The sequence below is a fragment of the Promicromonospora sp. NPDC023987 genome (assembly GCF_040639055.1).
Lineage (GTDB): Bacteria > Actinomycetota > Actinomycetes > Actinomycetales > Cellulomonadaceae > Promicromonospora.
The window spans coordinates 14,836-33,592 of sequence record NZ_JBEZZF010000030.1 but is presented as its reverse complement, the minus strand read 5'-3'; the positions used below and the strand labels follow the sequence as shown (position 1 = coordinate 33,592).

General features: G+C 72.3%; 18 protein-coding genes. 10 read left to right on the top strand and 8 right to left on the bottom strand.

What is annotated here, in order from left to right; genetic code table 11:
• Positions 1-114 precede the first annotated feature (114 nt).
• Positions 115-1,413 carry a glycosyltransferase gene (locus tag AB0F40_RS14870; RefSeq protein WP_357468646.1) on the bottom strand — a complete coding sequence of 433 codons (1,299 nt, stop codon included), beginning with the start codon at positions 1,411-1,413 and terminating at the stop codon, positions 115-117.
• Positions 1,410-2,078: a TetR family transcriptional regulator gene (locus tag AB0F40_RS14865; RefSeq protein ID WP_357468642.1), complete on the bottom strand. Its 669-nt coding sequence runs from the start codon at positions 2,076-2,078 to the stop codon at positions 1,410-1,412. The genes AB0F40_RS14870 and AB0F40_RS14865 overlap by 4 nt, the downstream gene beginning before the upstream one ends.
• A gap of 83 nt (positions 2,079-2,161) precedes the next feature.
• Between AB0F40_RS14865 and AB0F40_RS14860 the strand changes: the two genes are divergently transcribed.
• From AB0F40_RS14860 to AB0F40_RS14850, 3 genes are all read left to right on the top strand, one after another.
• Positions 2,162-2,848, top strand: coding sequence for a TetR/AcrR family transcriptional regulator (locus AB0F40_RS14860; RefSeq protein ID WP_357468639.1), 687 nt, complete (start codon positions 2,162-2,164; stop codon positions 2,846-2,848).
• Complete coding sequence (locus AB0F40_RS14855) at positions 2,845-4,464, top strand: hypothetical protein (RefSeq protein WP_357468636.1); 1,620 nt, start codon at positions 2,845-2,847, stop codon at positions 4,462-4,464. The genes AB0F40_RS14860 and AB0F40_RS14855 overlap by 4 nt, the downstream gene beginning before the upstream one ends.
• A gap of 147 nt (positions 4,465-4,611) precedes the next feature.
• Positions 4,612-5,736: an epoxide hydrolase family protein gene (locus AB0F40_RS14850; protein ID WP_357468633.1), complete on the top strand. Its 1,125-nt coding sequence runs from the start codon at positions 4,612-4,614 to the stop codon at positions 5,734-5,736.
• A gap of 21 nt (positions 5,737-5,757) precedes the next feature.
• Here AB0F40_RS14850 and AB0F40_RS14845 read toward each other — a convergent pair whose 3' ends face one another.
• On the bottom strand, positions 5,758-6,189 hold the full coding sequence (locus AB0F40_RS14845; RefSeq protein WP_357468630.1) for a nitroreductase/quinone reductase family protein: 432 nt from the start codon (positions 6,187-6,189) through the stop codon (positions 5,758-5,760).
• 85 nt (positions 6,190-6,274) lie between these two features.
• Between AB0F40_RS14845 and AB0F40_RS14840 the strand changes: the two genes are divergently transcribed.
• Entirely contained in the window at positions 6,275-6,895 is a 621-nt protein-coding gene (locus tag AB0F40_RS14840) for a helix-turn-helix domain-containing protein (protein WP_357468627.1), read from the top strand.
• A gap of 113 nt (positions 6,896-7,008) precedes the next feature.
• Here the strand turns inward: AB0F40_RS14840 and AB0F40_RS14835 are convergent, their stop codons facing one another.
• Positions 7,009-7,950 carry an NAD-dependent epimerase/dehydratase family protein gene (locus tag AB0F40_RS14835; RefSeq protein WP_357468625.1) on the bottom strand — a complete coding sequence of 314 codons (942 nt, stop codon included), beginning with the start codon at positions 7,948-7,950 and terminating at the stop codon, positions 7,009-7,011.
• 80 nt (positions 7,951-8,030) lie between these two features.
• Between AB0F40_RS14835 and AB0F40_RS14830 the strand changes: the two genes are divergently transcribed.
• Positions 8,031-9,164 carry a mandelate racemase/muconate lactonizing enzyme family protein gene (locus AB0F40_RS14830; protein WP_357468622.1) on the top strand — a complete coding sequence of 378 codons (1,134 nt, stop codon included), beginning with the start codon at positions 8,031-8,033 and terminating at the stop codon, positions 9,162-9,164.
• A gap of 36 nt (positions 9,165-9,200) precedes the next feature.
• On the top strand, positions 9,201-9,914 hold the full coding sequence (locus AB0F40_RS14825; RefSeq protein WP_357468619.1) for an FCD domain-containing protein: 714 nt from the start codon (positions 9,201-9,203) through the stop codon (positions 9,912-9,914).
• A gap of 76 nt (positions 9,915-9,990) precedes the next feature.
• On the opposite strand, the gene AB0F40_RS14820 is transcribed toward AB0F40_RS14825, so the two are convergent.
• From AB0F40_RS14820 to AB0F40_RS14805, 4 genes are read right to left on the bottom strand one after another with little or no spacing between them, the layout of a single operon-like run.
• Positions 9,991-10,386 (bottom strand): universal stress protein, encoded by a 396-nt coding sequence (locus AB0F40_RS14820; RefSeq protein ID WP_357468616.1) that lies wholly within the window; start codon positions 10,384-10,386, stop codon positions 9,991-9,993.
• A complete protein-coding gene (locus AB0F40_RS14815) occupies positions 10,383-11,921 on the bottom strand; it encodes a tripartite tricarboxylate transporter permease (protein WP_357468613.1) in 1,539 nt (512 codons plus the stop codon). The genes AB0F40_RS14820 and AB0F40_RS14815 overlap by 4 nt, the downstream gene beginning before the upstream one ends.
• A 47-nt stretch (positions 11,922-11,968) precedes the next feature.
• Entirely contained in the window at positions 11,969-12,484 is a 516-nt protein-coding gene (locus AB0F40_RS14810) for a tripartite tricarboxylate transporter TctB family protein (RefSeq protein ID WP_357468610.1), read from the bottom strand.
• Between the two features lie 7 nt (positions 12,485-12,491).
• Positions 12,492-13,508: a tripartite tricarboxylate transporter substrate binding protein gene (locus tag AB0F40_RS14805; protein WP_357468607.1), complete on the bottom strand. Its 1,017-nt coding sequence runs from the start codon at positions 13,506-13,508 to the stop codon at positions 12,492-12,494.
• Between the two features lie 192 nt (positions 13,509-13,700).
• Between AB0F40_RS14805 and AB0F40_RS14800 the strand changes: the two genes are divergently transcribed.
• The 4 genes from AB0F40_RS14800 to AB0F40_RS14785 all read left to right on the top strand — a co-directional run bounded on the left by AB0F40_RS14800 (position 13,701) and on the right by AB0F40_RS14785 (position 18,699).
• Positions 13,701-14,579, top strand: a complete 879-nt coding sequence (locus tag AB0F40_RS14800) for a LysR family transcriptional regulator (protein ID WP_357468604.1) — start codon at positions 13,701-13,703, stop codon at positions 14,577-14,579.
• 225 nt (positions 14,580-14,804) lie between these two features.
• Entirely contained in the window at positions 14,805-15,758 is a 954-nt protein-coding gene (locus tag AB0F40_RS14795) for a 5-dehydro-4-deoxyglucarate dehydratase (RefSeq protein WP_357468601.1), read from the top strand.
• On the top strand, positions 15,755-17,374 hold the full coding sequence (locus AB0F40_RS14790) for an aldehyde dehydrogenase (NADP(+)) (protein ID WP_357468598.1): 1,620 nt from the start codon (positions 15,755-15,757) through the stop codon (positions 17,372-17,374). Before AB0F40_RS14795 ends, AB0F40_RS14790 begins: the two co-directional genes overlap by 4 nt.
• Positions 17,371-18,699 carry an enolase C-terminal domain-like protein gene (locus AB0F40_RS14785; RefSeq protein WP_357468595.1) on the top strand — a complete coding sequence of 443 codons (1,329 nt, stop codon included), beginning with the start codon at positions 17,371-17,373 and terminating at the stop codon, positions 18,697-18,699. The genes AB0F40_RS14790 and AB0F40_RS14785 overlap by 4 nt, the downstream gene beginning before the upstream one ends.
• Positions 18,700-18,757 lie beyond the last annotated feature (58 nt).

The following is an 18,757-nucleotide window of genomic DNA, read 5'->3' as shown; positions in this document are numbered from 1 at the left end:
GCGGTCGGCGGCTGGGGACCTGATGGGCCTGATCTCGAGGCAGGGCCCGGACCGTGGAGCCCCGACCTGTTGTCGGACGTACGGGGGCGCTCGGGAGACCTGGACGTCCGACGGCTACGACGGGCTGCTGACCGCGTGCAGGTGGCGTTCCAGTGCGTCGACCGCCGCGCCGAGGCCGTCCTCGGCGCGGACGGTCGCGCCGAGCTCGGCCGCCCGGGCCGCCATCGTCTCGTCGGAGACGGCTCGCCCGAGTGCCTGAGCCAGCCCGTCCGGCGTGAGCCGCGACTGCGGCTGACCGGCCGGCGCGACGCCGACCTGCTCCATCCGGCGCGCCCAGAACAGCTGGTCGCCCAGGAACGGGCAGATCACCTGGGGCTGCCCCGAGGCCAGCGCGCCAGAGGTGGTGCCTGCCCCGCCATGGTGGACGATCGCCGCCATCCGCGGAAAGAGCCAGTCGTGCGGCGCCTCGTCGAGCACCAGGACATCGTCGCCGAGCTCTGCGGCGTCGATCCCGCCCCAGCCGGTCACGAGTACTGCCCGCACGCCCGAGCGGCGGACCGCCTCCGCGACGGTCCGCCCGACGCGGGCCGGCTCGGTGCCGGACATGCTGCCGAACCCGATGTAGACGGGCCGCTCCCCCGCGTCCAGAAAGGTGCTGATCTCTTCCGGCGGTGTCCAGCTTGGCGCCTCCGGCACGAACCAGAACCCGGTGGTCCGCACCCAGCGCGGGAACTCCAGCGGGCTGGGCAGCACGTGCGGACTGAACGCCTGCAGTACGAGGGTGTGCTCGCCGTCGGGCCGCCGTGTGATGTCGTGCTGGTGCCGCCGTCGCGGTAGCCCGAGGGTCTCGGACCGCCACCTGTCGCCCATCCGGGCCAGCATCCGCAGGGCCGGGGTGGTCAGCGCGTAGCTGAGGCGGTTGAACCGCTGCGGGAACCCTGCCGACAGCTGCGGGGCGGGAAAGGTGCTGGTCGGGACCCAACCGGGCTGGAAGCAGACGGGCACCGCCGGGACGCCGAGCTTCTCGGCGAGGTAGTGCATCGGCAGCCCGCTGTGGTGGATGACGACGTCGACGCCTGTGTCCGCCGTGGCGGTGTCGGCAGCGGCGCTCGCGTCGACGTACACCTTCTCCATCAGCGGTTTGCTCAGGCGCATCGCCCGCACGCCGGCCACCTTGCCGCGCAGCCCCCGGTAGTTGGTCTCGATCGCTGCGCTGATCTCCGGGTCGTCCATCAGCGCTTTCGTGCCGTCGTTGAGCGGCGCGAACGGCACGTCGTACCGCGTGACCAGCGCGGCCATCTCTTCGGGCGCGGCGAGCAGGACGTCGTGCCCCGCGCGGCGCAGCGCGTCGCCCAGCGCGACGAACGGCTGGACATCGCCTCGGGTGCCGTGGGTGATGATGAGCGCCCTCATGGGTTCTTCCGCTCCTTTGCGACCGTGTCCCACGTTCCGAGCGCACGCTCGTCGGCGAAGACTCCGTGGGTGAACATCTCCAGCGCGACCCGAGCGTGCTCGATGGTCGCGTCGGTCTCGTACAGGTCCTCGACCCCGAGCACGCGCTCGAGATGGTCGGAGAAGGCGAGCGGCGCGAGCAGCCAGCTCACGTAGATCGCGCCCCGGGCGCGTGGGTTCGATGTCGGCCGGGCCCACCCCTCCCGTTCGCCGTCGGTGAGCCAGGCGGTGGTGACCTCGACGATCTCGTCGAACAGCTTCGCCGCCTCCGGTGTGCCGTCGAGGAAGGCGCGGGCGAGATAACGGCGGACCGGCGTAGCGACCTCGAGCATGGCCGCCAGCCCGGTGGCGTCGCCGGCCATCACGCCGTCGGGCGCCTCGGCTCGGTCCGGGTCGTCCGTTCCGCGCACCATCGACACCACGTACGCGTCGCACTCGCGACGTAGCGCCGCCATGGAGCCGAAATGGTGCACGACCAGCCCCGGGGAGACGCCAGCCTCCGCCGCGATCGCCCGCACCGTCACCCGGTTGACCCCGTCCCGCCCGAACAGGTTGAGGGCGGCGTCGCGGATCCGGGTCCGGGCGGTCGAGTCGTTCGGTGTCGAGTCGTCGGGGGGTGCGGCCACACCGACAGACTAAACAAATGTTTAGTCCGAGCACATCTCCAATACGGTTGTATGGCTGACAATACAGCCGTACCGTTGGCGGCATGCCGACCCATCAGCACTCGGAGAGCGATCTCAACGCGCGGGCCCGGATCCGCGACGCGGCCTTGGAGCAGTTCGCGCTGCACGGCACCAGCGGTGCCACCATGCGCGGGATCGCCCACGCGGCGAGCGTCTCCGTCGGCCTGGTGCAGCACCACTTCGGGACGAAGGACGGCCTGCGCCTCGCGTGCGACGAGCTGGTCGTCGAGGTGTTCCGCCGCCGCGTGCTGCACCTGGCGAAGAAGGACCAGCTCGCCAACGCAGACGCGCTCGGCGAGCTGTTCGACGAGTCCCCGCTCTTGCTGCGCTACCTCGCGCGCGCATCCCTTGACGGCTCTGCGGCGGCCGACGAGGTGTTCGACCAGCTCGCCGAGGGCACCCAGGGCTTCCTCACCGAGACCTGGCCCGACCGCTTCCCCGAGGGCAGCGACGACGCCAGGGACACGGCCACCGTGATGACCGCCATGCACTCAGGGATCGCACTCCTGATCGGCCAGATCGCGCGGCGGTTCGGGCATGAGCCGGACGAGGCGATCGGTTCGGCCCGCGTCGCCATGGGGATCATGAACCTCTACGCCGCCATGGGTGAGTTCGCACAGTCCTCGACCGGCAAGGACGTCCGGGCCGCCGTCGAGGACCGTGGGGCCGGCACGGACCGCCGTCGGACCCGGCCGGAGGAGCCACGATGACCGCCATCACCACCCGGTGCTCCGCGTCCGCCGTCGGAGCACCGGCCACGGCCCGCAGACGCGCGCTCGCGGGAACACGGCTGCTCCTGGCGACCGCGCTGCGCCGCGACCGGCTGCTGCTGCCGCTCTGGGCGCTGCTGATCGTCGTGGTCGCGGTCGGCGGCGGCGCCTCCGTCGGCTCGACCTACCCGACCGAGCAGGCGGTCCAGGACCGGTACGCGCAGATCCAGGCCCTGCCCATGTTCGTCCTGTTCCAGGCCCAGGCGTTCGCTGCCACCCCGGAGGCGCTCGTCGCGCAGCAGGCGTTCGGGGGCACCACCATCTTCGCGGCCATCGGCGCCGTGCTGTTCGTCGTGCGGCACACCCGCTCCGAGGAACAGCGCGGGCGCCTCGAGCTGGTGCGGTCGTCCGCCGTCGGGCACGCCGCCCCGCTGGCCGCCGCGGTGCTCCTGGTCGGCCTGTCCGGCGTGCTGATCGGCCTGGCCTCCGCCGCGGGCCTCGCCGCCTCCGGGCTGCCACCGACCGGGTCCCTGCTGCTCGGTCTGGTCGCCACCGGCGCCGTCTGGGCCGCCGTCGCGGTCGCCGCCGTCCTGACCCAGGTCTTCGAGCACGCGCGCACCGCCGGGGCGGTCGCCGTGGTGATCGTGTACGGCCTGCACTTCGTCCGCGGGCTCGGCCACCTGACCGACACCGCCTGGCTCACCTGGGCCTCCCCCAGCGGCTGGCTCGAAGGCACCCGCGCATACGCCGGCGACCGCTGGTGGCCGCTAGGACTGGTGCTTGCCGCCGTCGTGGCCGCGCTGGCACTGGCGTTCGCCCTGTCGGCACGCCGGGACCTGGGCGCCGGGCTGACCCCGGCGCGCCGGGGGCGCGCGACCGCGCCGGGCTACCTGAGCGGCATCGTCGGCATGACCTGGCGGCAGAACCGGATGCCGTTCCTCGTCTGGGCGGCGGCATTCGCCGCGCTCGGCCTCGCGTTCGGCAGCGGTGGCGCCGCGGCAGTGACCGACTACGCCCAGTCACCCTGGGCGGCCGATTATGCCGCCGCCATGGGCGTCGACGACCCCGCCGCCGCGTTCTTCGTCTACGTCGAGTTCGTGCTCGTTTTCCCCGTCACCGCCTACGCGATCCTCACACTCCTGCGCGTACGCCACGACGAGGTCTCCGGCATCGCCGAGCTGACGCTGGCGGCCCCGGTCGCACGTGTCCGCTGGGTGGCCGCGTCAGTCGGCGCGGCCCTGGCCGGCTCGGCGTCGATCCTCGCCCTCCTCGGCCTCACCCTGGCGGCGACCGCGCCCGACGTCGACGGCGTGCTGCCCGTCGCGCTCCGTCTGATCCCGGCCGTCTGGGTGCTGATCGGCGTGGTCACCCTGACGTTCGGGATCGCGCCGCGGGCAACCATCCCGGTGGCCTGGCTGGCGCTCACCATCGGCATTCTCGGCGAGATCCTGGTCAAGGCCGGCCTGCCCGACGTCGTCTATCTCGCCGTCTCGCCGTTCGCACACGTCAGCCCTTACTACACGACGCCCTGGTCGCCGTACGTGCTCCTGGCGCTCGCGGCCTGCCTGATCGCGGCGGGGCTCGTGGCGGTGCGGCGGAGAGACCTGCCGCGCTGATCCCGGAGCCGGGTCCCGCGTCCGCGACGATTCACGACCCAGGTGATCCTCGAGCAACGTTCGGTGCCGCCGGCCCCGTGATCGGCCACGACCCCTGGAACCACCAGAACATCATCAACGTCAGTGGCTCGTCGTAACGTCTCCTGCATGAGCAAGCCACAGACAGAACCACGCCCGTTCACGGTCCACGTCCCCGATCAGATCCTGACCGACCTGCGGGACCGGCTGGCGCGGAGCCGGATCCCGGACGACTCGCCGCGGCGCCCGGCGTCGGGCATGACCGCGGCCTACCTGCGCGAGCTCGTCGACCACTGGATCAGCTGGGACTGGCGGGCGCGCGAGGCGTGGCTCAACGCGCACCCGCAGTTCATCGCCGAGATCGACGACGTCGACCTGCACTTCGTGCACCTGCGTTCGGACCGGCCGGACGCTCCGGCGCTCCTGGTGCTGCACGGCTGGCCGCACACGTTCGCCCTGCAGCTCGATTTCGCCGACCTGCTGCCCGACTTCGACGTCGTCGTGGCGAGCCTGCCCGGCTTCGGGTTCTCCGCGCCGTACGCGGCGGGCGAGATGTCCGAGACGCGACTTGCCGCGACGATGCACGGGCTGATGGCGGACGTCCTCGGTTACGAGCGCTACTTCACCTACGGCGAGGACGTCACGGCCAACGTGAGCGACCTCATCGCCGCCGGCTACCCGGAGCACGTGGCAGGGATCGTCGCCACGCACGCGCACTTCCCCACCGATGAGGAGCGCGCCACTCTCACCGACCCGGCGGAGAAGGAGTTCTTCGACGAGCTCGCCGCGAGGCACCGGACCGACGGCGCCTACGGGCACGTCCAAGGCACCCGGCCCGACACCCTCGCGACGGCACTGAACGACTCCCCCGCCGGTCTGCTCGCGTGGCTCACCGAGAAGCTCGTCGAGTGGAGCGACACCCCGCGGGGCGACCCTGCCGCGGTGGAGCGGCGAATCTCGCGGGACCGCATCCTCACCGAGGCGACCATCTACTGGGCGACGCAGACGATCGCATCGTCGTTCCGGCCGTACTACGAGGGCGCCGACCAGCCCGGCCCCATCCCGCCCACCGGGGTGCCTGCGGCCGTGTTCATCCAGCGTCACGAGCGGACGTATCCCGAGTCGCTCGCGCGCCGCCATTACCTCGACCTGCGCGTGTTCGACCGCCTCGAGGAGGGCGGGCACTTCACGGTCGGCGAGGTGCCCGGCGAGATGGCAGCACGCGTCCGGGAGTTCGTCCGGTCGGTCGGCTGACGGGAAGCCGAGCGGGTGGGCTCAGGCCTTCGGCTCGAGCCGGATGACGGGGAACTTGCGGTCGGTGTGGGTCTCGTACTCCTTGGCGTCCGGCCAGTACTCGGCCCAGATGCCGTAGAGCCGCTCCCAGTCGGGCTCCCCCGGCCGGACCACGGTGGTCTTCACCCGGATGGTCTTGTCCTCGACCTCGATGGTGGTCTCGCCGGGGCCGTCCTCGACGTTCGCCACCCAGGCCGGGTCCTTGGGCGCACCTCCGAGCGAGCCGGTGATCACGTAGGCGTCGCCGTCGGTCGCGGCCACGAGCGGCGTCACGTACTCCTTGCCGCTGACCCGCCCGACGTGGTGCAGCAGCACCAGGCGCTTGCCGGTGAAGTGTCCGCCCGCGACGTCGTCGCCCAGCACGCCCGCGTTCGCCCGGAACGCCTCGATGACACCGGTGTTCATGTCTGCCATGTTGTCCTCCACAGTCTCGGTCGGCCGCACCGGTCGACGTAACCGGACTTTACCCCGGTTACTCGATTCCCGATAGCATCCGGGAATGAGTACACCGCTGACCTGGGGCGCTCCGCACCCCGAGCGCGCCGATGCGGCGCGCAACCGTCAGCGACTGCTCGCCACCGCGCGCGAGCTCCTGGCGGAGGACAGGCCGGACTGCCTCACGATGGACCGGCTCGCCGAACGCTCCGGGCTGGGCAAGGGCACGGTGTTCCGGCGGTTCGGGACCCGGGCAGGAATCTTCCAGGCGCTCCTGGACGACAACGAGCGCGCGCTGCAGCAGGAGATCCTCTCGGGCCCGCCGCCGCTCGGCCCCGGCGCACCGCCGGTCGACCGCCTCATCGCCTACGGATCCGCCCGCATCCGCTTCCTCGCGGAGAACCAGGACATCGCCCGCGCCGCGATCGGCGGCCGCCAGCCGGGCGGCAGACGCCCGCCGATGTCCCAGATCCACATCCGGGTGCTGCTGCGCGAGCTCGACCTGCCGGGGGCCGACGTCGACCTGCTCGCCGGCCAGCTCACGTCCGCGCTGGAAGGGCCGCTCCTGCTCCAGCTCTTCGATGCCCCCGAGCAGGACCGACCCGCGCTCACCGCCAGCTTCGAGGCGGGCTGGCGCTACCTGGTCGAACGCGTCTGCGGTCCGGCGGGCACGACGGCGGGCTGACCGGCGGTGCGTGACCGTCGCGGAAGCGGGCGTCCCGGACCACCACGTGCGCGCTGATGGACGCGTCCGGCTGCGCGCTCATGACACACCGTCCGGCGCACTGCGTCACGCCGTCATGCCGTCGCGCGAGCCCGCCACGCGGGCGCCGTCGCGTCCAGGACCTGCGTCCAGGGCGTGGGCCGGACGCCGAGCACGTTGCTGGTCTCCGACGTGTCCGCGACGAACGGCCGGTCGAACTGGTAGAGCACGCCGAGCGCCTCGCGCGCGAGCGGCATCGCGAGCCCTCCGGCACGGAGCGCGAGGCGGGGCACACGCCGCAGCCGCGGCTCACCCGTCCCGGCCCGGACCCCCAGCTCGCGCAGCACCTCACGGACCGTCACCGGCGGGTTCGACGGCACGAGCCACGGCGAGCCCCAGGCCCGGTCGTCGGCGCCGAGCGTGATGAGGGTCGAGACCACGTCGTCGATGGCGGTCCAGGTGTGCGGCTGGTCCGGATCCGCGAGGACCGGTGCCGACTTGCCCGCGAGCGTCGCCGCTGCGTACACCGGCAGAACACCGTGCGCCTCGGTGACGGACGGCCCGATGTAGTCGGAGGCCCGCGCCTCGGTGACCCGCACGCGGCCGGCCTGGTGCGCGGCGAGCGCGTCCTGCCAGACCTGCGCCCTGACCTCGCCGAGCGGGCTCGACGGCGCGAGCGGCCGGCTGCGCGTCATCGGCCCGTCGACCGGGCCGTAGCCATAGAGGTTGCCCAGGCTGACGAGCACCGCCCCGGACGCCTCGGCCGCGTGCAGCACCGACTTGGCCAGCGGCGGCCAGCCCCGCGCCCATTGCGGGTACGGCCCGGGGTTCGCGCAGTTGTACACCACGCCCGCACCCTGGGCGGCGGCCGCGAGCGCCGTCGCATCGGTCGCGTCGACCGCGAGCCGCTGGACGCGGGGAAGGCTGGGTCCGACGCCGGAGCGGGTCACCACTCGGACGGTGCGACCGGCCTGGGACAGCCGGTACGCGAGTGCGGCGCCGACCGGGCCGGCGCCGACGACGAGATGCGTGGTCATGGGCTCAGGGTCCCATCCATATTCGTCATACAGGTTCGCAACTTGTATGCTCGCTTCTGAACCCGCCGCAAAGGAGCGCCATGACGTACCAGCCCGACGCCATCCGGACCGTGCAGCTCTCGGCTGTCACGCTGCCGCTGGCCACCGCCATCTCCGACGCCAAGGTCTTCACCGGCCGCCAGAAGCCGATGACCGAGGTCGTGTTCCTCTTCGCCGAGATCACCACGGAGCAGGGGTTCGAGGGCCTGGGGTTCTCCTACTCCAAGCGCGCCGGTGGACCTGCCCAGTACGCGCACGCCAAGGAGGTGGCGCAGACCGCCGTCGGCGAAGACCCGAACGACATCGCCAAGCTGTACACGAAGCTGCTGTGGGCGGGCGCGTCGGTGGGCCGGTCCGGGGTGGCCACCCAGGCGCTGGCCGCGATCGACATCGCTCTGTACGACCTCAAGGCAAAGCGCGCCGGCCTGCCGCTGGCCAAGCTGCTCGGCGCCCACCGCGACTCGGTACGCACGTACAACACGTCCGGCGGCTTCCTGAACGCGAGCATCGAGGAGGTCACCGACCGCGCGACCCGGTCGATCGCCGAGGGCATCGGCGGCATCAAGATCAAGGTCGGTCTGCCGGACGGCACGCAGGACCTGGCCCGGGTCGCGGCGGTCCGCGAGCACATCGGGCCTGCCGTTCCGCTCATGGTCGACGCCAACCAGCAGTGGGACCGCAGCACCGCCCTGCGTATGGGTCGGCGTCTCGAACAGTTCGACCTCACCTGGATCGAGGAGCCCCTCGACGCCTACGACGCCGAGGGCCACGCGGCGCTCGCAGCGGCTCTGGACACCCCGATCGCGACCGGCGAGATGCTCGCGTCGGTCGCCGAGCACGAGCGCCTCATCGCCACCCGCGCGTGCGACATCATCCAGCCGGACGCCCCCCGCGTCGGCGGGATCACGCAGTTCCTGCGTCTGCTCACGCTCGCGGACCAGGCCGGGCTGGACCTCGCCCCCCACTTCGCGATGGAGATCCACCTCCACCTTGCCGCGACCTACCCGCGCGAGCCGTGGGTGGAGCACTTCGACTGGCTCGACCCGCTGTTCGACGAGCGCCTGGAGACCGAGGACGGCCGCATGCTCGTCCCCGACCGCCCCGGCCTCGGGGTCACCCTCAGCGAGCAGGCGCGCGCGTGGACCACGGACACCGCGACCTTCGGCCCTGCCTGATCCGCGCCCGTTGGGAACAGATGGAAGCATGAGCACATGGCCCAGACCTTGAGCGGCACCCTCGTGGAGTCGCTGCGGACCCGAATAGTCGACGGCGACATAGCCCCGGGCGAGAAGCTGCCCAGCGAGCCGCGCCTCGCGGCCGAGCACCAGGTCAGCCGCACCGTCGTCCGGGAGGCGATCGCCCGCCTGAACCTGGAGGGGCTGGTCCACACCCGGCGGGGCAGCGGCAGCTACGCGCTCACTCCCCCGGCCGACGACGCCGAGGGGGCCCCGCCGCTCGCCCGGTCGCTGGACGACCGGCTCGCCCTGGTCGAGTACCGCCTGGCGCTGGAGCCCGAGGCCGCCGCGCTCGCCGCGACCCGGCGCACGCCCGCCCAGCTCGCGGCGCTGGCCGACCGGCTCGACGACCTCGCGTCGTCCGACGGGCACCCGGCCACGGCGATGCGGCACGACTTCGCCTTCCACCGGCTCGTGGCCGAGGCAGCGGGGAACAGGTTCCTGCTGGAGGCCCTGGACCGACTGGGCCCGCAGATGATCGCCATGCCGCGCGGCCGGCTCGACCGGTCCAGCGGCGGCAGCCCGCACGACGGCGGTCGCTTCACCGCCGTCGTGCAGGAGCACCGGGCGGTGCTGGATGCGCTGGACGCGCAGGACCCGCTCGCCGCCGCCGCGGCGATGCGGGTCCACCTGGCGGGCTCCCGGCGCCGCCTCATCGAGGAGTCGGCGCCTCCCCGACGCCGAACGTAGGCTTCGTCGCTCTCTGAGGGCTCATGAAGCGACGAAGCCTACATTCGGCCCCCTATCTGGCGAGCCCAGCCGCCAGCTAGGGCGACGGCTTGACCGCTAGCACCGGGTGGTCCGCCTGGAGCAGGATCCGCTGCGCCACCGAGCCCATGATGAACTTGCCCACCGTGCTGCGCCGCCGCAGGCCGATCACGATCAGCGACGCGGCGTGCTCCTCGGCCAGGTCGAGGATCTCGTCGGTGAAGTCGTCGCGGTGCGTGCCACGCAGCACCTTCGCCCGCACGCCGGCGTCCGCCGCCTGCGCGAGCACCCGGTCGAGGTCCTCCGGCGTGGCGACGGTCGTCTCGACCACCGAACCCTCCCGGGCCGAGTTCACGATCAGGAGGTCCTCGTCCCTGATCCCTGCCTCGGCGATCGCCGCCCGCACGGCGGCCTCTCCCGCGGGTGTGGGGACGTAACCAACGACGATGCTCATACTGACTCTTCCTCTCGGTTCGGCACGGGCGCGTCGTCCTCCGGCGGCCGGGCCGCGCGCCGGTTGCGGACGGACTGGATCAGGGGCAGCACGGCCACCACCACGAACACCACCAGGAGCGTCGCGGAGATCGGCCGGGTGAGGAACCCGGTCGCGGAGCCGTCGAACATCAGCAGCGAGCGCCGCAGGTTGGACTCCAGCAGGGAGCCCAGGACGAACGCCAGCACGAGCGGCCCGGGCTCGAAGCCGAACTTCTTCATCAGGTAGCCGACGGCGCCGAACACGACGACCAGCAGGACGTCGAAGACGGAGTTGTTGATGGTGTAGGCGCCGATCATGGTGATCAGCGCGGTGACGGGCGCGAGGATCGCGGCGCGCACGCGCAGGATCCGGACGAAGACGCCGACCAGCGGGATCGACATGATCAGGAGCAGCACGTTGCCGATGTACATCGAGTTGACGACGCCCCAGAACAGCTCGGGCTCCTGGGTCACGAGCTGCGGTCCGGGTGTGACTCCCTGGATGAGGAGCGCGCCGAACATGAGCGCCATGGTGGCGTTGGCGGGGATGCCGAGGGTGAGCAGCGGGATGAACGAGCTGGTGGCGGCTGCGTTGTTGGCCGTCTCCGGGCCGGCCACGCCCTCGATGGCGCCCCTGCCGAACCGGCTCGGGTCCTTGGCGCGCCTCTTCTCGGCCGCGTAGGCAGCCATGGAGGCGATGGTGGCGCCGCCACCGGGGAGGATGCCGAGGAAGAACCCGAGCAGCGACCCGCGGGCCACCGCACCGGAGGACTCCTTGAGGTCCTTGCGCGTGGGCCAGACGTTGGTCACCTTGCCCGGCGCCGACACGGCCCGGTGCCGCTCCTCCAGGTTGTAGAGGATCTCGCCGAGGCCGAACAGGCCCATGGCGACGGGGACGAAGTCGATGCCGTCGGCCAGGCTCAGGCTGTCGAACGTGAACCGCTCGGCGCCGGTGAAGGCATCGCGGCCGATCGTGGCGAGCAGCAGCCCGACGGCGGCCGCGACGAGTGCCTTGACCTTGGAGCCCGAGGCGATGGTCGCGACCAGGAGGATGCCGACGAGCGCGAGTGCCGTGTACTCGGGCGGGCCGAAGTCGAGGGCGAAGCCCGCCACGAGCGGCGCGAGAAAGGTCAGCCCGATGATCGCGACGGTGCCGCCGACGAACGAGCCGACCGCGGCGATCCCGAGCGCCGTCCCGGCCCGGCCCTGCTTGGCGAGCGCATGTCCGTCCAGGACGGTGACCACGGAGCTCGCCTCCCCGGGCAGGCGGAGCAGCACCGAGGTGATGGTGCCGCCGTACTGGGCGCCGTAGAAGATGCCCGCGAGCATGATGATCGCGGTGACGGGTTCGACGCCGTAGGTGAGCGGCAGCAGGATGGCGATGGTGGCGGCAGGGCCGAGCCCGGGCAGCACACCGATGAGCATGCCGATGACCACCCCGACCAGGCAGTACAGGAGGTTGGTCGGTTCGAGCACGACGGCGAAGCCGGCGGCGACATTGTGCAGCGATTCCACGTGCGATTCCCTTGGGTGGGGTCAGAGCTGGCGGCGGTGTCAGCAGGTCAGAAGAGGTGCGGGACGTTGGTGCCGAGCGCCCCGACGAAGACCGCGTAGAGCACGCCGACGACGAGCACGGAGTACAGGACGGCCGACCGCCACGACTCGCCGCCGAGGAACTTCATCCAGACGACGCTCAGCAGCAGGGACGGGATCTCGAAGCCGATCACGGGCAGCAGCGCCACGAGCCCGAGGAGGGTCGCGAGGCCGGCCAGCGAGAGCCACGAGTACCGGGAGAACTTCTCCCCGTCGCCGCCCCGGCGCCCGATCAGGACCTGGGCGAGGGACAGCACGACGACGGCGACGCTGACGGCCAGCGGCCACAGGCCGGCCCCGGGCTGCGCCGGGGTGCCCAGACCGAGGGCCACCGCCGCCACCGCACCGGCCGCGCCGACGCCGGCGGTCACCAGGCAGGCGGCGAGGTTGGCCACCGGGCCGGCGGGCGGGGGCGCGCTGTCGGCCCACTCGTCGGCAGGGTCGCCGTCCACGTGTACGTCGTGCTCCTCGGTTGCCGTTCCCACGGGCCGCTCAGCCTTCCGCGAGGCTGATGTCGTACTCGTCCGTGAGCGCCCGGTACTTCTCGGCGAGCTCCGTCCACTCCGTGGTGACCTCTTCCCCGGAGATCTCGTGCGGGGTGAGCAGGTTGTTCTCGTTGAACGCCGTGTAGGTCTCCGAGGCCATGGCGGCGTCGATCGACTCCACGAGCCGGGCCTTGACGTCCTCGGGCAGGCCCTTCGGCGCGGCGACCGCGCGGTACTGGGAGACGGGTACGTCGTAGCCCTCCTCGACGGCGGTCGGCACGTCCGGGAGGAACTGGTTGCGCTCTGCCGAGAAGGCGAGCAGCGGCACGACCTTGCCGGCGTCGATCTGCGGCTTCGCCTCGCCGAGCTGCACGGTGGCGACCTGGACCTGGTCCCCGACGACGGCGGTGAGCGCCGGCGAGCCGGAGTCGAACGGGACAGCGGTGCCGTCGATCTCGGCCTGCGCGAACAGCGCCGCCTGCGCGAGCTGCGAGCCCGTGCCCACGCCCGTGGTGCCGTACGTGATGTCGGACGCGTCCTGCAGGTCCGTCAGGTCCTCGAAGCCGGACTCCACGCTGGCGAGCAGCACGTAGTCGTCCTGCGAGAGGCCCTTGAGCACGTCGAGGTTGCTCAGGTCCACCGCCTCGTCGTCGGACACCGCCAGCGGCGTGATCGTGATGAGGGAGGCGTTCAGCAGCACCAGCTCGTGCCCGTCGGCGGGCTCGGCCGCGACCTCCTCGGTCGCCAGCGCGCCGTTCGCCCCGGCCCGGTTGATGACCGGGACGGACACCCCGAGGTCCTCGGCCATGCCCTCGGCCACCGCCCGGGCGATCAGGTCGGTGGAGCCGCCGGCGGCCTGGCCCACGGTGATGGTCACGGGGCCGGTCGGGAACTCGGCGCCGGCGGCGTCGGCCCCTCCGGCCACGTTCCCGCCGCACGCGGCGAGGGTCAGGGCGGCGCCGGCGGCGGTGGCGCCCAGGAGGGCCCTGCGGGTGCGCCGGGTCCTGCGGGTAAGAGATGTCATCACAGCTCTCCTCATTGAGATCTTGAACAGGTGGAGATGATCTTGAACAGATGGAGACCTTGGGCGAGCAGTCCGGGAAGGACCGCCCGCGACCGGAGGAAAGTCATATCCCGGTCCGGGCGTTGAGCATAGGAAGCCCATACGATGCCTGTCTAAGCCTCTTACTGCATTGCTTGATTCTCGGAAGGCATCGTGTACACCCTCGATCAGGTTCGCTGCTTCGTGGCCGTGGCCGAAGAGCTGCACTTCGGCCGCGCCGCCGAGCGCCTCACCATGACCCAGCCCCCGCTGAGCCGTCAGGTCCAGAAGCTCGAGCGGGCCGTCGGCGTCCCGCTCCTGGAGCGCGACAACCGGCACGTCGAGCTGACGACGGCGGGCACCGTGTTCCTCCAGGAGGCCCGCCGGCTCCTCACCGCCGCCGACGCCGCCCCCGCGCTGGCCCGGAAGATCGCCGCCGGCCGGGCCGGCGTGCTGCGCCTCGGGTTCACCGCCGCGTCCGGGTTCAGCCTGCTCGGCACACTGGTCCAGGAGATCGCCGAGTTCATGCCGGACGTCGACCTCGACCTCCAGGAGCTCGTCACCGTCGAGCAGATCGAGGCGATCGGACGCGGTGAGCTCGACCTCGCGCTCGGCCGGCCGCCGTTCGACCAGGAGAGCTTCGACTCGCGGCTACTGCTGTCGGAGGACCTCGTCCTCGCCGTGCCGCACAGGCACCCGCTGACCCGGCTGGACCGGCCCGTCTCCGCCGCCGACCTGCGGGAGCAGCCGGTGATCGGGCACCATCCCACCAAGGCCCGCTACTTCTACGACATGGTGGTGCGCTACATCGCCGTCGAGCACACCGGCGTCGTGCACGTCGTCAGCCAGATCCTGACCATGTGCTCGCTCGTGGCCGCGGGCCGCGGCGTGGCCTTCGTCCCCGAGTCGGCCCGCCTGCTGGGCCTGTCCGGGGTGACGTTCCTGGAGCTCGCCGACGTGCCGCACGGCGTGGTAGAGCTCCACGCCATCTGGAACCGGACATCGAAGAACCCGGCCCTCCACGAGTTCCTCCGCTTCCTCCACCCGGCCTGACCTCCGTTGAGTGCTGGACATTTGTGAGATCGAACCGTTTCGATCGCGCAGATACCCAGCACTCAACGAGGGGTAAGGATGGGGGGGTGATGCCGTTCCGGTATGGGCCGATGCAACTTCGGGCTTGGACAGGCATCGTTCGACGTTCCTAGGTTGGCGACGTCCAACCGGACCAAGTTCGACCCAGCACGCCATCGCCGACGTCTGTCACAGGAGGGGCCAACAGTGGCCACGTATGCACCCCAGGAGCTCGCCACCGTCCTCAAGGACGGGCTCCTCTCGTTCCCGGTCACCCCGTTCACGGGGCACGGTGAGGTCGACGAGGCGCGCTACCGCGAGCACATCGACTGGCAGTCGAGCTTCGACATCGGCGGCCTGTTCGCCGCCGGCGGCACCGGAGAGGGATTCAGCCTGACCCCCGAGGAGTCGGCCCGCGTCGTCCGGCTCGCCGTCGAGACCGCCGCCGGCCGCACGCCGGTGCTCGGCAGCGCCGGCGGCAACACCGCCCAGGCGATCCAGCACGCGCGCGCCGCGCAGGACGCCGGCGCCGAAGGACTCCTGCTGCTGCCCCCGTACCTGACCGAGTGCGACCAGGACGGCCTGCTGGAGCACGCCTCGGCCGTGTGCGCGTCGACCAGCCTCGGCGTGATCGTCTACAACCGCGGCAACGCCGTGTACTCGGCGCACACCGTCGCCCGGCTCGCCGAGCGGCACGCCAACTTCATCGGGTTCAAGGACGCGCTCGGCGACATCGAGCAGCTCGCCCGCGTCCACACCCTGAACGGCGACCGGCTCTTCTACCTCGGCGGGCTGCCCACCGCCGAGACGTTCGCCCTGCCGCTCCTGCAGCTCGGCATGAGCACCTACTCCTCAGCCATGTACAACTTCGTGCCCGAGTTCGCCCTCGCCTTCTACCAGGACGTGCGCCGCCTGGACCACGCGGCCGTCACCGAGAAGCTGGGCCGGTTCGTGCTGCCATACCTCGACATCCGGGACCGCACCAAGGGCTACGGGGTGTCCATCGTCAAGGGCGGCCTCAAGGCAGTGGGCCGGGACCTGGGCAGCGTCCGCCCGCCGCTGCAGGACCTCGCCGCGCAGGACCTCGCCGACCTCACCACCCTGATCAAGAGCGCCGACGTCCACCCCGACGCCCGGCCAGCAGAAGGAGACCACCGATGACGACCGAGATCACCGGCCACTCGATAGTCGCCGGCTCACCCCTGGTGGGCACGGCAGGCACCCTCGCCGCGCAGGACCCGGCGACCGGCCAGGCCCTCGAGCCCGCCTACTCGCTCCTCGGCGAGGACCAGGTCGCCCGCGCGACCACCGCCGCGCAGGAAGCCTTCGCCTCCTTCTCCGCGCTCGCCCCCGAGCCCCACGCGCGGTTCCTCGAGCAGATCGCGGCGAACATCGACACCCTCGGGCCCGACGTCGTCGCCCAGGCCATGCGGGAGACCGGCCTCCCGGCGGCCCGCCTCACGGGCGAGGTCGCCCGCACCAGCGGCCAGCTGCGCCTCTTCGCGCAGGTGGTGCGCCAGGGAGACCACCGCGGCGTGCGGGTCGACCCCGCCCGGCCCGACCGCACTCCCCTGCCCCGCGCCGACATCCGGCAGCGCAAGGTCCCCCTCGGTCCCGTCGCCGTGTTCGGCGCGAGCAACTTCCCGCTCGCCTTCTCCACCGCGGGCGGCGACACCGCCTCGGCGCTCGCGGCGGGCTGCCCCGTCGTCGTCAAGGCGCACAACGCGCACCCCGGCACCGCCGAGCTGGTGGGCCGCGCGGTGGCCGACGCCGTCGCGGGGTGCGGTCTGCACCCGGGCGTGTTCTCGCTGGTCTACGGCCCGGGCAAGCTCGTGGGTCAGGCCCTCGTGACCGACCCGGTGATCCAGGCCGTCGGCTTCACCGGTTCCCGCACAGGCGGGCTCGCGCTGGTCGCCGCGGCGGCCGCCCGCCCGGTGCCGATCCCCGTCTACGCCGAGATGAGCTCGATCAACCCGACGATCCTGCTCGACGGCGCCCTGGCCGGCGACGTCGACGCCCTCGCCGCCGCGTATCTCGCGTCGGTGACCGGCTCGTCGGGCCAGCTCTGCACGGCGCCGGGGCTCGTGTTCGTGCCGGACGGTCCGCGCGGCGACGCCTTCGTGGCGGCGGCCGAGCGCGCCGCGGCGGCCGCCGCCGGGCAGACCATGCTCACGGGCGGCATCGCCGAGGCCTGGCAGCAGGGCGTGGACACGCTGGCCGCGCAGGACGGCGTAGAGCAGGTCGGCACCGGCACGCCCGGCGACACCCACAACGCCCCCGCGCCCGCGGTGTTCGCGAGCGACGTGACCACCCTGCTCGACAACCCGGTGCTGCAGGCGGAGATCTTCGGCGCCGCGTCGCTCGTGGTCCGGTACGCGGACGCCGACGAGCTCCTGTCCGCCGTCGAGCGGCTGGAGGGACAGCTCACCGTCACGCTCCACCTGACCGACGCCGACCGCGAGACCGCCGTCCGGCTGCTGCCCGTCCTGGAGCGCACCGCGGGCCGCATCCTCGCGAACGGCTGGCCCACCGGCGTCGAGGTCGGGCACGCGATGGTGCACGGCGGGCCGTTCCCCGCGACGTCGGACAGCCGCACGACGTCGGTGGGCACGCTCGCGATCGAACGGTTCCTGCGCCCCGTGGCCTACCAGAACCTGCCCGACTACCTGCTGCCGGAACCGGTGCGGCCGGACAACCCCTGGGGTCTGACGCGCCGGGTCGACGGCGTGCTCGACGTCGTCCTCGGGGCAGCCGAGGCGAGCGAGGCCGCCGAGTGAGCAGTCACCCCACGATCGCCCGCGTCGAGGTGGTGCCCGTCGCGGGCCACGACTCGATGCTGCTCAACCTGTCCGGCGCGCACGCCCCGTTCTTCACGCGCAACATCGCGATAGTCACCGACTCCGACGGCCGCACCGGGCTCGGCGAGGTGCCCGGCGGGGTGAAGATCCGGGCCACCATCGAGGAGGCGGGGCGGCTCGTCGTCGGGCAGCCGGTGGCCCGGTACCGCAGCCTGCTGCGGTCGGTCTCTAGCGCCTTCGCCGACCGCGACGCCGGCGGGCGCGGCCTGCAGACGTTCGACCTGCGCACCACGGTGCACGCCGTCACCGCCCTGGAGTCCGCGCTGCTCGACCTGCACGGCCAGGACCTCGGCCTGCCCGTGGCAGAGCTGCTCGGTGAGGGCGTGCAGCGCGAGAGCGTGCCGATGCTCGGCTACCTCTTCTACGTGGGCGACCCGGGCGCCACCGACCTGCCGTACCTGCGCGGGGACGACGAGTCCGACGCGTGGGGCCGCCTGCGCCGCGAGCAGGCCATGACGCCCGACGACGTCGTGCGGCTCGCCGAGGCCGCCCACGGCCGCTACGGCTTCACCGACTTCAAGCTCAAGGGCGGCGTGCAGGCGGGCGACCTGGAGGTCGACACCGTCGTCGCGCTCAAGGAGCGGTTCCCCGACGCCAGGATCACGCTCGACCCCAACGGCGGCTGGCCGCTGGCCGAGGCGATCCGCCTCGGGCGCCGGATGCGCGGCGTCGTCGCCTACGCGGAGGACCCGTGCGGCGCGGAGGGCCGGTTCTCGGGCCGGGAGGTCATGGCGGAGTTCCGCCGCGCGACCGGCCTCCCGACCGCCACCAACATGATCGCGACGGACTGGCGCGAGCTGGCGCACGCCGTGCGCGCGGGCGCCGTGGACATCCCGCTGGCCGACCCGCACTTCTGGACCATGGCCGGCTCCGTGCGGGTGGCGCAGCTCTGCCACGAGTTCGGGCTGACGTGGGGGTCGCACTCCAACAACCACTTCGACGTCTCGCTGGCCATGTTCACGCATGTCGGCGCGGCCGCGCCCGGCGCGATCACGGCGCTGGACACGCACTGGATCTGGCAGGACGGCCAGGGCCTGACGACGGCGCCGCCCCAGGTCCGCGACGGCGCGATCCAGGTGCCGACGACGCCGGGCCTCGGCGTCGAGCTGGACCGCGAGCGCCTGGCCGCCGCGCACGAGCTCTACCTGGCGCACGGCCTCGGCGCGCGCGACGACGCGGTGGCCATGCAGTACTTGGTGGAAGGCTGGACGTTCGACCCGAACCGCCCGTGCCTCGTCCGTTGAGTGCTGGGTATCTGTGGGGCAAACGGCCATCGACCCCACAAATATCCAGCACTCACCG